Annotated in this window: 11 protein-coding genes; 2 read left to right on the top strand and 9 right to left on the bottom strand. The window is 72.2% G+C overall.

What is annotated here, in order from left to right; all coding sequences use genetic code 11:
• Genes EJK15_RS06210 through EJK15_RS06170 form a run of 9 tightly spaced genes read right to left on the bottom strand, consistent with a single transcriptional unit; the run spans position 1 to position 10769 of the window.
• Positions 1-918 carry a dihydrodipicolinate synthase family protein gene (locus EJK15_RS06210; RefSeq protein WP_138709396.1) on the bottom strand — a complete coding sequence of 306 codons (918 nt, stop codon included), beginning with the start codon at positions 916-918 and terminating at the stop codon, positions 1-3.
• Positions 918-2531: an FAD-dependent oxidoreductase gene (locus EJK15_RS06205; RefSeq protein WP_138709395.1), complete on the bottom strand. Its 1614-nt coding sequence runs from the start codon at positions 2529-2531 to the stop codon at positions 918-920. The genes EJK15_RS06210 and EJK15_RS06205 overlap by 1 nt, the downstream gene beginning before the upstream one ends.
• Positions 2528-4567, bottom strand: a complete 2040-nt coding sequence (locus EJK15_RS06200) for an MGH1-like glycoside hydrolase domain-containing protein (RefSeq protein WP_138709394.1) — start codon at positions 4565-4567, stop codon at positions 2528-2530. The genes EJK15_RS06205 and EJK15_RS06200 overlap by 4 nt, the downstream gene beginning before the upstream one ends.
• Positions 4564-5343: an ABC transporter ATP-binding protein gene (locus EJK15_RS06195; protein WP_138709451.1), complete on the bottom strand. Its 780-nt coding sequence runs from the start codon at positions 5341-5343 to the stop codon at positions 4564-4566. The genes EJK15_RS06200 and EJK15_RS06195 overlap by 4 nt, the downstream gene beginning before the upstream one ends.
• Positions 5344-5348: 5 nt before the next feature.
• Positions 5349-6383, bottom strand: a complete 1035-nt coding sequence (locus EJK15_RS06190; RefSeq protein ID WP_138709393.1) for an ABC transporter ATP-binding protein — start codon at positions 6381-6383, stop codon at positions 5349-5351.
• Positions 6383-7900, bottom strand: coding sequence for an ABC transporter substrate-binding protein (locus EJK15_RS06185; RefSeq protein WP_138709392.1), 1518 nt, complete (start codon positions 7898-7900; stop codon positions 6383-6385). Before EJK15_RS06185 ends, EJK15_RS06190 begins: the two co-directional genes overlap by 1 nt.
• Positions 7901-7927: 27 nt before the next feature.
• On the bottom strand, positions 7928-8806 hold the full coding sequence (locus tag EJK15_RS06180) for an ABC transporter permease (RefSeq protein ID WP_138709391.1): 879 nt from the start codon (positions 8804-8806) through the stop codon (positions 7928-7930).
• On the bottom strand, positions 8803-9723 hold the full coding sequence (locus EJK15_RS06175; RefSeq protein WP_240776804.1) for an ABC transporter permease: 921 nt from the start codon (positions 9721-9723) through the stop codon (positions 8803-8805). The genes EJK15_RS06180 and EJK15_RS06175 overlap by 4 nt, the downstream gene beginning before the upstream one ends.
• A gap of 5 nt (positions 9724-9728) precedes the next feature.
• Positions 9729-10769: a LacI family DNA-binding transcriptional regulator gene (locus EJK15_RS06170; RefSeq protein WP_206060682.1), complete on the bottom strand. Its 1041-nt coding sequence runs from the start codon at positions 10767-10769 to the stop codon at positions 9729-9731.
• A 179-nt stretch (positions 10770-10948) separates the two neighbouring features.
• On the opposite strand from EJK15_RS06170, the gene EJK15_RS06165 reads away from it, so the two are divergent.
• Both EJK15_RS06165 and EJK15_RS06160 read left to right on the top strand, forming a co-directional pair.
• Positions 10949-11800, top strand: a complete 852-nt coding sequence (locus tag EJK15_RS06165; protein ID WP_206060681.1) for a phytanoyl-CoA dioxygenase family protein — start codon at positions 10949-10951, stop codon at positions 11798-11800.
• A gap of 10 nt (positions 11801-11810) precedes the next feature.
• Positions 11811-12704, top strand: a complete 894-nt coding sequence (locus EJK15_RS06160) for an AraC family transcriptional regulator (RefSeq protein WP_138709388.1) — start codon at positions 11811-11813, stop codon at positions 12702-12704.
• The last annotated feature ends 159 nt before the right edge of the window (positions 12705-12863 follow it).

Here is a 12863-nt window from a genome sequence, read left to right as displayed (position 1 = left end):
CTACCTCCGAGGTAAGAGATGTGCTTCGTCGTTGCTGAGCAGGTCGATCAGGGCGCGCCGTTCGGCCTCGGTGCACGGCGCGAGTGGCGCGGCCACGTGCGGTGGGCACAGCCCGCGCTCGTCGAGCACGGCCTTGACCGCGGGCACCCCCGGCCGCACGGAGTGCAGGGCGAGCAACCGGTCGATCACCCGCTGCGCTTCCTCGGAGTCGTCGTCTCGCCCGGCCTCGTGGGCGGCGACGAGCTCGACGGCCGGCCGGGCCGCCAGGTTCGCGATGCCGGGGACGATGCCGTCGGCGCCGAGCCGCAGCGCCGCGAGCAGTTGGGGCTCCGCCCCCTGGCTCACGCCGAAGTCGGGGCGGCGCCCGGCAGCGGAGACGATGTGGCCCAGCAGCTCCAGGTCGCCTGAGCTGTCCTTGACGCCGACCACGTGCGGCATCGCCACCAGCGCGTCGATCAGCGCCGGGCCGAGCGGGTTGCTGTAGCGCGGCGCGTTGTAGGCGACCACCGGGACGTCGAGACCGGCCAGGGCCGCGTAGTGAGCGGCGATCTCGTCGTCGCGATGCCGGAAGTAGATGGGCGGGCTGAGCACGATCGCGTCGGGCCTGGCCGGCGCGACCGCCGCCGCGCGCTCGAGCGCCTCCGCGGTGCCGGCCGCGGTGACGTTGCACAGCACCGGCCCGCCGGTGAGCTCGCGCCACCGCTTCGCCACGCGTTCGGCGAACTCGCCGAGCGCGGAGACCGGCAGCAACGGGCCCTCGCCGTTGCTGCCGAACAACATCAGGCTGCGCGCACCTGCCGTGGCGAGCGCCTCGAGCAGTCCCGCCGCCGCCTCGGCCGACGGTGTTCCCGGCGCGCTCATCGGGGTGACCAGCGGGATCATCACGCCACTGAGGAGCCGTCGGCCGCCGGTCGGCATCAGTACCCCTTGATCTCGGGCCAGGCGAGCTCGACGCCGTCGGCGACCAGCTCGTCCTGGAACGCCCGCAGCCGCGCCCCATCGGCGTGCACCTGCTCGGGCTCCAGCCTGTGTTCGAGGCAGTGTGCGGCGAGCGCGCCGGCCACCTCGCCGATGTTCCACTCCACCGGATGCAGGCGGTAACAGCCGTTGGTGATGTGGGTGGTGCCGATGTTCTTGGCCGCCGGCAGCAGGTTGCGCAGCCGGACGGGGAGCAGCGCGCCGAGCGGGATCTGGAAGGGACAGCCGGCGACGTCGATGTAGGTGTCTCCGCCGGTCGAGGGGTGCAGGTCGATGCGGTACATGCCGATCCCGACCGAGTCGGGGTAGCTCACCGCGCCGGCCTCGCCGCGCACCGCGATCGACAGGTCCTGCTCGACGATCCGGTAGCGGGCGGTGATGCGCCGGGACTCCCGGATATAGGGCGCCTTGGCCAGCCCGTCGGCGGTGCCCATCACGTCGCCGCGGAGCCGGAGTCCTGGCCAGCCGGTGCCGCCGTCCTGGCGCGGCGCCTCGGTCTGCAGCCAGTAGAGCATGCTCATGCTCAGCTCGCGGGCGCCGGCCAGGTGCTTGTCCCGCTCCTCGTCGCTCACTCCGATCAGCGGGCCGGGCAGGTAGTCGATCATCGGCCAGTTCACGACGGTCACGTCGCTGTCGGCGAACCCCGGCCGGAACACGTTGCGGGACAGCACCCTGCGGAACGCCCACAGCTCTTTGTCGCCGGGATCGGCGCGCTGGTCGGCGACGACCGGGCCGGAGGCGGCGTTCGGGATGAACTCGCGCCGTACGACCTCCAGCGTCCTCGGGTCGGGCGCGCTCAGGCTGAGCAGTGGGTTGGGCCACTTCGGCGGCTGGTAGCGCACCCACTCGGAGTAGCCGGCGGGGCGGTCGATCGTGTGGTTCTCCCCCGCCCGATGGTCGATCGCGAACACCCACGAGAACGCCTGCATGTTCGCCGGCTGGGCCTCGCCGGGCGCGCTCGGCTCACCGGTGTCGCGCTGGGACTCGAAACCGGTGACGTGCTCGGCGCCGGTGAGCGGCAGCAGGTCGCCGAGCTCGGTGGCGTCCAGGACGTACGGGGCGGTCACATCGAGCCGATGCCCGTCGGCCCCCTCGACGGTGACGGTGCGGACCCGATCGCCGTCCACGACGGCGCCGACGACCTTGTGGCCGTACAGGATGCGCAGCCGACCGGCCGACACGTACGGCATGACCATGGCGGCGAGCACGGCGGCGGCGACCTTGGGCTCGTGGCACAGCCGTGAGACCCGCCCCTCGCCGGGGTTGAGGTCCGGGCGAGCGAGCGCCTCGTCGGTGAGCGGGTACCACGTCCGGTAGTGGTCACGGATCGCCTCGCGCAGCCGCCGATAGCTGCGGGTGCACCCGAACTGCTCGATCCAGGTGTGCTCGTCCGGCGGCACTCCCTGGCTGGTGAGCTGGCCGCCGATCCAGTCGGTCTCCTCCACGAGCACCACTGACCGGCCCCGGCGCAGCGCGGCCAGCGCGGCGGCGACCCCGCCGAGCCCGCCGCCGGCGACCAGGATGTCGGCCGTGGTCTCGGATTCCCTTGTCACGCGGGCATTCCCCCATCGTTGTCGGTTATGTGGAAGCGCTTCGGGTCCTCGGTGACCGCCACCCGGACCGGGTCACCGGCTCCCGGTGGGCTGACGAAGAGATCGCCGCTGCCGCGGGCGATCCCGGTGACCTCGTGGGCGGTACGCCGGTAGGCGGTGACCACGACGTCCGGTGCGGCGTCGAGCAGCGCATGCCCGTCCAGCGCCACGGTCAGCCGGTCGCCGGCTACCACAGAGAGCCGGCCGTCGCCGAGCGGCAGGTTGGCCAGTTCGGCGGGCTCTCCGGGATGGGCGAAACGCCAGCCGTCCTGCCGGGCGTCGGCGAGCTCGCCGTACGCGAGGTAGGCCAGCAGGCCGCCCCAGGCCATCAGCCCGTCCGAGCGCGCCTGCAGGGCCCGTACGTCCTCCCCGAAGGTGGCCGGGTAGTTCTCGCGGACGTGGCTGTGCGTGTCCCATTCGGCGAGGAAGAGCCGCAGCAGCGCGGCGACCAGCGGGCGCCCGGCTTCGGTGAGCTCGTAGCGGCGCAGGCCCTCGATCGCGAGGAAAGCCATCGGCGCCCAGATGCGCCCGCGCCAGTAGGTCGCCTCGTAGCCGGGATCGTCGCGGGCGGCGCTCGGTAGCGGCGGATCGCCGCCGAGTGTCTCCGGTCGCAGCAGCCGGGAGACGAGGGCGGCGGCCCGCTCGGGGTCCGGCATCCCGGCCAGCAGCGGGTACAGCATGGTCGGCGACACGTGCGGGTCGTGCTTCCCGTCGGCCCGCAGATTCTGATAGCCGCCCAAGGCGGCGTCCCACAGCAGCGGGCCGGCGGCTGCCCGTGCCGCCGTCGCCTCAGTACGCAACCGTCGCGCCACCTCGGTTTCGCCGAGCACGCCGGCGATGTCGGCCAGCGCGTCGGCGTCGGCGATGTGCAGCGCGACGAGCCCGACGTCGGCGAGGTCCATCGTGTGCGTGTCCGGGTCGTAGGCCGCCTCGTCGTACATGGGCGAGTCGTCCAGGCCGGACTCCCGTTTCGTCCGGTCCAGGGTCGCCGACTCGAGGTCGCCGGCGATGGGGTCCGAGCCCCAGGCGAGCAGGCCGTGCGGGCCGCGGCGGGCTCGGGGCCACCAGTCGTGCCAGGCCAGCAGCGCCGGGAAGGTGCTGGTGAGCAGTGCCCGGTCGCGGGTGTCGTCGGACAGCCCGCCGGCGAGGTAGGCCTTGCGCACGGTCAGTGCTCCCACCGGGGGTTGCGAGCGATCGGCGGTGGTGCCCCTGTCGTCGGACACGCGGTTCGGGACCATGCCCTGCTCATTGGCGAAGGGGAGGATCTGGCCGAAGATCTCGCGGGCGTGGTCGCGGTCGACGGTGGCGGCGACCAGGCCGGTGAAGAACGTGTCCCAGGCGTGCAGCGCCCAGCTCCCGTAGAAGCCCTTGCGCTGGGCGGAGACGAAGTCCCTGGAGGTTGGCGTGAGGACCCGGCCGAGATCCGGCGCGTAGATCGTGTTCCAGGTGACGGCGCGCGTCGCGGCCGCGGCGGCGTCGCCGAGCCAGCCGCCGGAGCGCGGCGTGGTGCGCTCGGCCTCGGCCAGCCGGCGCCGCAGCACCGCGGGTACGTCGCGGACATCGCCGGGCATGCCATCCGGAGCCACGTACAGGTCGACCTCGTCGGCGAACTCCAGCTCCAGGCCTTCCGCCGGCACCGAGGTGGCGACCCGCCAAGGCTCACCGCCGACCCGGACGAGCCTGCCGTCGGCGGCCACGCCGGTGTCACGCCACCCGTCGAGGACCACGAGCACGCCCGCGGTCCCCTGGGCCCGGACATACAGCGCATCCGTGGGTCCGCCGGCCATGACCAGATGCAGCCGGCCGCCGCCCGCCTCGACGGTGACCTCCGCGTAGCTCCCGTCGACGGTGTGATGCCCGAGCCGGACCAGCCCGTCGCGCCAGGTGAACCCGTCGAGGGGGGCGCCGGGCACGCCGAACCGGATCCGCAGCCCGGACGGGAGGTGGACCATGCCGGTGTGGGTCGTGACGTCCCAGGTGTTCCAGCCTGCGGTCATGCTTCGACTCCCAGGTCGAGTGCGGCGTCCAGCAAGGTCTGCGTGTACTCGTGCCTGGGTGCGCCGAGCACCTCGCCGGCGGGGCCCTCCTCGACGACGACTCCGCGCCGCATCACCGCGACCCGGTCGGCGATCTGGTGGACCACGCCCAGGTCGTGCGAGATGAACAGCAGCGCGAGCCGGTGGCTGCGCCGCAGATCCACGAGCAGCCGCAGGATCTGCGCCTGCACGGACACGTCGAGGGCCGAGACCGCCTCGTCGCACACCAGCAGCCGTGGCCGGACGGCGAGCGCGCGGGCGATGCTGACCCGCTGGCACTGGCCGCCGGACAGGTCGCCGGCGCGGCGGCCGGCCACGTCGACGTCGAGGCCGACGTCGGCCAGCACCCGCCCCAGTGCCTGGGCCGGGTCGCCCGGCGGTGCCGCGGCCGGATGCGTGCGCCAGGCCTCGCCGATCAGCGCGGCCACGGACATCCGCGGGTTGAGCGACGAGCGCGGGTCCTGGAACACTATCTGGATCGCGCGCTGCAGCTCGGGCGGGCGCCGGCCGGCCGGGCCGAGCGGCTGCCCGTCGAAGGTCACCGACCCGGAGTCCGGCCGCTGCAGCCCGACGACGCAGCGGGCGACCGTGGTCTTCCCCGAGCCGGACTCGCCGACCACCGCCAGCGTCTCCTCCGGCGCGACCCGCAGGTTCACCCCGTCGACGGCGATCAGGCCGTCCCGGCGACGGCGGCCACGGCCACCGAAGGTGACCCGCAGGTCGGAAACTTCGAGCATGTCGCTCACCGGTCGAGCACCTCCTCGGCGAAGTGGCAGGCGCTCCACCGGCCCGGCTCGACCTCGCGGGCGACCGGTGCCTCCACACGGCACCGGTCCCTGGCGAGCGGGCATCGGGGATGGAACGCGCACGCGGCCGGCCGGTTGGCCGGGGTCGCGGGAGCTCCGGGCAGGGGGGCGGCGAGCGCGGTGCGGGTGCGCACCGCGGGGACGCTCGCGACCAGCGCCCGCGTGTAGGGATGCGCCGGCCGCCGCAGAGTCTCGCTGGCCGGGCCGCGCTCGGCGACGCGCCCCGCGTACATGACCACGACCTGGTCCGCGACGTGGGCGACCACCCGGAGGTCGTGGCTGACCAGCAGCATCGCCAGCCCTCGCTCCTGCTGGATCGAGCGGAGCAGTCGCAGGATCCTGGCCTGCACGGTGACGTCGAGCGCGGTGGTCGGCTCGTCGGCGAGCAGCAGTGACGGGTCGCCGGCCAGGGCGAGGGCGATCATGGCGCGCTGCCGCAGCCCGCCGGAGAGCTCGTGGGGGTAACTCCGCATCCGCCCGGCCGGGTCCGGCACTCCGGCCCGGTCGAGCAGGTCGATCACCGCGCGCCGGACCTCGGCGCGCGGCCGCCCGTCGCGCCGCAGGATCTCGCCGACCTGCCGGCCGATGGTCAGGCTCGGGTTCAGCGCGGCGAGCGGATCCTGGAAGATCATCGAGATCTCGTGGCCCCGGACCCGCCGCCGGTCGGCGCCGGGCCGCAGCAGATCCTCGCCGCGCCACACCAGCTCGCCACCGGTCACGGCACCTTCGGGCAGCAGGCCGATGACCGCGAGCGCGGTCATCGTCTTGCCGCTGCCGGACTCGCCGATCAGGCCGACCGTGCTGCCCGCGGGCACGTCGAACGACACGCCGTCCACGACGCGGACCGTGCCGCCCGCGCCGTCCTGGGCGGGCAGCTCGACGACGAGGCCGCCGATCCGCAGCAGGGAGCCGTCGGGCTCCGGGCTCGCGGGGCCGGCATCGTGCGACCGGGCGGTCACTCTCTCGCCCATCACGCGCCGTTGAGCCGGACGCTTGAGAAGTCGGGCAGCCCGCTGGGTTCCGGCGTGAACCCGCCGACCCTCTTGTTCCAGGCGTATGCCAGCTTCACCGCCATCGGGTACATGCCGACCGCGTCCCGCCAGATGATCTCGCTCGCCTGGCCGTAGAGCCCGGCGCGCTCGGCCTCGACGGCGTTCGCGCCCGCCTTGGCGAGCAGCTTGTCCAGCTCGGGATTGCAGTACCCGGTACGGCCGGCCGCGCACGGGTAGAGCCGGCCGAGGTTGCTCGCCGCGTCGTAGGTGGGCGTCGCGAGCTGCTGGAAGTTGATGTCCCAGTTGAGCGCGAGCAGGTCCTTGGTGAAGACGGCCTTCTCCTTCTCCAGCACGTCCGCGTGCACGCCGATCTCGGCGAGCCCGGATGCCACCGCCTGGACGAACGGGCGGAACTCGGCGTCGGAGAACTGCAGCCGCAGCTTGCCGCCGAAGTCGAAACCGGCCTCCTCCAGCGCGGCCTTGGCGGCCTTCGCATCGTGGCCGACCGGCTGCTGCTTGGCGTACCCGAGCACCGCGGGTGCCACCGGGGCGTCGGCCAGGGCGCCGGTCTCCGGGTAGAGCTGCTTGATGATCGTGGCGAAGTCGACCGCCTGCCACAGAGCGCGGCGCACCTTCGAACTCTTCAGCGCGGGGGTCGAGGAGTTGAACCACATCGTGAACACCGCGGTGCTCGGCACCGTCTCGACGGTCACGCCGCTCTCGCCGCGCAGCACGGGAAGCTGGTCATCAGGGATGCCCCAGACCACGTCCACCTCGCCGGTGCGCAGCGCGGTCAGCCGGGCCGAGAGGTCGGGGATGTTGCGGATCTCCAGCTTTCCGACCTGCGGCGCGGCATCCCAGTACGTCTTGTTCGGGGCCAGCGCCAGCACCTCGCTCGGCGCGAACCGGTTCACGACGAACGGGCCCGAGCCGACCGGGCGCTCGAAGAACGCGGTGTCCTCGGCCTTGATGGTGCCCGGAATGACATAGAACAGGCCGAGTTTGCGCGGGATCGACGCGTCCGGGGCCGGCGCGGTCAGCTTCACCTCGCCGCCGGCAGAGGCGGTCATCTTGTAGTCGGGGAAGTTGGCGGCGTTCGGGCCGTCGATCTTCACCATCCGGTCGAACGAGGCGACCACGTCTGCGGCGGTCACCGGTTTGCCGTCGGAGAACGTGACGCCGTCGCGGAGGTGGAACGTCCACTCCGCCGCGGTGGCGCCGGGCTCCCACTTGTCGGCGAGGTCGCCGGTGACCTTGCCATCGGCGTCCGGGCGTACGAGCCGGCTGAAGATCGCCTGTGCGGCGAGCTGCGTGCCGGTCGTCGCGCCCTGCGCCCCGTGCGGGTCCAGGCTCTCGATCGGATAGGTGCCCGCGGCCGTCAGGCCCTTGCCTGCGGCGGCGTCGCCGGGTCCGGCGCCCCCGGTGGTGGTGGAGCAGCCGGTGAGCAGGAGCAGTGCCACGGCCGCGATCGCGGCTCTCTTGCGGAACTCGGTCATTGAGTTCTCCCGTCAGGAAAAGGGGGGTCAGGTCCGGCTGCGACGGTGTCCGTAGCGGGCGGTGAGCTGATCGCCGAGAATGCCGATGCTGACGATCAGCAGGGACAGCGCGATGCCCGGCAGCGTCGAGATCCACCAGGCGGTCTCCAGGTACTGCTGTCCGTTCGCGATCGTCTGTCCCCATGACACGGCCGTGTTCGGCAGCCCGATGCCGAGGAAGCTCAGGCCTGCCTCGGCCAGCACGACGAGGGCGAACTCGAGCGTGGCCAGCGCGACGACCGGGCCGATGGTGAACGGCAGCACGTGCCGGGCGACGATCGACCGGACCGGCACGCCCATCACCCGGGCCGCGTCGACCCACGCCCGCTCGCGCAGCGACAGGGCGACGCCGCGGGTGACCCGGGCGAAGGAGATCCAGGCCGTCACGGACAGCGCGAGGACCACCACCAGGACGCTGCGGGCGAACACGCCGGCGATCACGATGGCGAGCAGGATCGCCGGGAACGCCTGGAGCACGTCGATGATCCGGGCCAGCACCGCGTCCAGCCAGCCGCGGGCGTAGCCGGCGACGATGCCGACGGCGACCCCGACCAGGGATGCGACCAGCACCGTCGCGAGCCCGATCGTCAGCGACGTGCGGGCGCCGTAGACGATCTGCGCGAGGATGTCCCGGCCGAGCGCGTCGGTGCCGAGCCAGGCGACCTCGCCGGACGCGGTCGGCGTGCCGGGGGCGAGCAGGCGGTCCGGCAGCGGGGTGTGCACCGGGTCGTAGTCGATGAGGAGCGGCCCGATCGCCGCCACGAGCGCGTACAGGGCGATCACCGCGTACGGCACGAGGGCGGGCATGCCCCGGCGCCACCTGCGCATCGCGACCTGCTGGGGGAGGACCCCTGCCTCGCTGCTCATGACGCGGCCTCCGTGCGGATGCGCGGATCCAACCGGGTGTAGAGCAGGTCGGCGACGATGTTGAGCGCCATCACGATGCCGGCGATCAGCAGGGTCACCGCCTGCACCACGGCGTAGTCGCGGTTGGCGACCGCGCCGACGACCAGTGATCCGAGCCCCGGCCAGGCGAAGACGTTCTCCACGATCACCGCACCGCCCATGAGAGCGCCCATCTGCAGCCCGACGATCGTCACGACCGGGATGAGTGAGTTGCGCAGCGCGTGGCCCAGCAGGACCTGCCGGTCGGTGAGCCCCTTGGACCGCGCCGTCTGGACGTACGGCTCGCGCATCGCCTCCGTGACGCTGCTCCTGGTGAGCCGGGCGACGATGGCGGTGAACGGGAAGGCCAGCGTCACCGCGGGCAGCACCAGGTGCGCGGGCGTCCCGACCCCGGCACTCGGCAGCAGTCGCAGGCCGAGCGCGAGGGTCAGGACCAGCATGATCCCCACCCAGAACGTCGGGAAGGATTGCAGCGCGATCGTCGCCGCGGACACCACCCGGTCCACCACGCCGCCCGGCCGGCTGCCTGCGACGAGCCCGAGTGCCAGACCGGCGACGACGGCGATGGCCGTCGCGGTGAGCGTGAGGTCGATCGTCGCCGGCAGCCGCTCGAGCACCGCCTCCATCGCCGGGCGGCCGAGCCGGTAGGACTGGCCGAAGTCCAGCCGCAGCACGTCGCCGAGGTAGCTGAAGTACTGCTCGTACAGCGGCCGGTCCAGCCCGAGGGCGGCGGTGAGCCGGGCGATCTGGTCCTTGCTCGCGTCCGGGCCGAGGAACACCGTCGCCGGGTCGCCCGGGGTGGCGCGCACGATGACGAAGATCACCGATGCCGCGCCCCACATCACGAACACGCCGATCAGCAACCTGCGCACGACCATGCGGGTCACCGCGGCTGCCTCCGCCCGGGAGCGGGACCGATGGAGTCGCCGGGGACGAAGCTGCACGGCACGGTGACCTGGCGGGGCGCGCCGAACGGCTCGGCGAGCAGGTCGACCAGGATCTGTACCGCCGTGCGGGCCATCTCCGCGCGCGGCAGGGAGAAGCGGGTCCAGTCCCGCAGGTCCGGCGTCCACGACGGAGGGTCGCCGAGCAACGCGATCGAGCAGTCGCCGGGGAAGCTCGTCCTGGCCGCCGCGCTGGTCGCGTCAAGGGCGGTGGTCAGCCGGTGGTCCTCGCTCGGCTCGACGAGGATCGCGGTGACGCCGGCCGTGCCCGTCCAGTGCTCGACGAACTCGGGCGACAGGTCGGCAGGGTCGATGAGCCCGCAGATCAGCGACTCGTCCACCGCGATCCCGGCCGCGGCGAGGCCCTGCCGGTAACCCGTCTCGCGGTCGCGGGTGGGCTCGGTGTCCTCGACCGCACGCAGGTAGAGGATTCGCCGGTGTCCCAGGCGGACCAGCTCCGTGACGAGGCCGCTGGTGGCCGTCACATAGTCGGCCCCGACATAGGAGAGCTCGGCGCCCTCGAGCTCGCGGCGGCCGATGAAGACGAACGGGAAGTCCTCGCGTACCAGCTCCGCCAGCTCTTCGCGGCGCACGTTGCGACCGAGCAGGACGCAACCGTCGGCCAGCTTCAGGCGGTTCACCCCGCCGGTGTAGATGGCGCGGTCGCCCGAGCTGACTGAGCTGAACAGCAGCAGGTCGTAGCCCTGCCGCGCGGTCTCCTCCTCGACGCCCAGCAGGAACGGGAAGTAGAAGTCGCGCTGGTCGGTCGGGAAGACCGGCTCGAACGTGTACAGGCCCAGCAGATGGTTGCGGCCACCCTTGAGACTGCGGGCGGCGACATTGACTGTGTAGCCCAGCTCGGTGGCCGCCGCGAGGACCGCCTGCCGTGTCGACTCGGCGATCTTGTCGCTGACCGCGCCGCCGCTGAGGACGAGCGAGACCGTCGCTTGCGAGACACCGGCGCGCCTGGCGATGTCCACCTGGGTAGCCCGCCGTTGTCGTTGGGGAGGAGCCACATCAACCCCTATTAATACGTATTAAGAAGTGTGCCAAATGTTAATCGCCGATTTCGGCGCCAGTCAATAGATGACTCGATTCGCCATCCTGGTGCGTGCTCGCACCATGGCCGTAACACGGCCGTGACGGCGATAGTGGGGTGGTGACGAACCCCGACATGAAGTCCCGGTACGAGCGCGACGGCTATGTCGTCCTCGAGCATGCCTTCGACCCCGGTGAGGTCGGCGAACTGGTCGAGGAGGCCGTGCGCATCTGCCGTGGCGAGCTCGGCGACATCCAGGGCGCACTCCCCGCCGGAGCCGCCGACACCGACGACGACGTGCTGCGCAGGTTCCTGTGCATCCACTATCCGCACAAGCTCTCCGATCTGGTGCTCGCCACGATGCGCCATGCTGCGATCGTTTCGGCGCTCACCTCACTCATCGGCCCGAACGTCAAGGCGATGCAGTCGATGCTGTTCATCAAGTCCGAGGGGGAGCCCGGGCAGGCCTGGCACCAGGACGAGATGTTCATCCCGACCCGGGACCGTTCGCTCGCGGCGGCGTGGCTCGCGCTCGACGACGCCACAGTCGACAACGGGTGCCTCTGGGTGCTGCCGGGATCGCACCGGGCCGGCGTGCTTTACCCGAACCGCGAGCACGACGACCCGCGCTACGACTGCACGGTGGAGTCCTACGGCTTCCCGTTCGACGACTCCGACGCGGTGCCCGTCGAGATCGCGGCCGGCTCCGTGCTCGTGTTCAACGGCTACCTGCTGCACAAGTCGCTGCCCAACACCGGCCGGCACGGCTACCGGCGGGCGCTGGTCAACCACTACATGAGCGCCGAGTCCCTGCTCCCGTGGGATGCCCCGCCGGCGGGGACGACCATGGCACAGGCCGACTTCCGGGACATCGTTCTTGTCTCGGGCGCCGACCCGTACGCGTACAAAGGTCTCCAGGAGGTGCGCCGACCACGGATTCGCCCGAACCGGGACGGCGGCTGTGACAGATGACGGCTGCCACATGATCTCCATCGACCTGGTGCCACGCCTTGGGCCCACCGTCGCCGACTACCCGCCGGGCTCGACCTTCGGCCCGCGGGAGGCCAGGTCATACCAGTTCGTCTGGCTCCTTCGGGGCAGCGCCACCTGGCTGTGGGACGACGTCCTGCTACCGCTGACCCCGGGAAAACTGCTTCTCGTCCGGCCGGGGATGTGCGACTCGTTCCGCTGGGATCCGCACACCCCGACCCGGCACGCGTACGTGCACTTCACGCTCACCGGGCACTCGGGGGCCGACTGGCCGCTGGTGCGGGACCTGACCGGCCGGCGCGATCCGATGGGCGCCCTGTGCCAGTACCTGCTCTGGCTGGGTACCGAGTGCCCGCCTGGATGGCAGACCCAGGCCGGTGAGACGCTCCGCCTGCTGGTGCTGACCTTCCTGGCCGGGCCCGCACCGGCGGATCGCACACCTGCGGTCCTGCCGGAGCCGGTCGTCGCGATGATGCGCGCGGTGCGCGAGCACTGGTCCGACGGGGTGGCGCGGCCGATCTCGATGCGACAGCTCGCCGCGGCCGCCCAGGTCTCGCCGAGCACGCTGTGCCGCACGTTCCGCCGGCGGTTCGGCGTCGGTCCTGTCGCCGCCGTCGAGCTGCTGCGCCTGACCAGAGCCGAACCGCTGTTGTGGCAGAGCAACCTGTCGATGCACGCGATCGCCGTGCAGTGCGGCTTCACCGACGCGTACCACTTCTCCCGCCGATTCCGCGCGATCTACGGGATGGCGCCGACCACGTTCCGCGGCACCGCGCCGGAGAGCGCACCACCGTCACCGGTCGGATCTGGTCGCCTCGCGGCGCTGCAGTCGCTCCTCCCCGGCACCCACGGCCACGTGTCGCCACTGCGCGAACGCCGCTCATGACCGTCCGCTCGGAACGCCGGGCCGACGCCTCACGCGGCAGTCCTCCGGGCGCGCACGAAGGAGCGACGTACGGCCTCACCGAGCCGCGGGCGGCAGGACGCAGGCGATCGATTTGATCAGGAAGGCCCGCGAATGCCGGTGGTTCGGTAATCTCGCTGC

The sequence above is a fragment of the Nonomuraea basaltis genome (genome assembly GCF_005893125.1).
GTDB lineage: Bacteria > Actinomycetota > Actinomycetes > Streptosporangiales > Streptosporangiaceae > Nonomuraea > Nonomuraea basaltis.
This window is presented reverse-complemented; position numbering and strand designations above follow the sequence as displayed.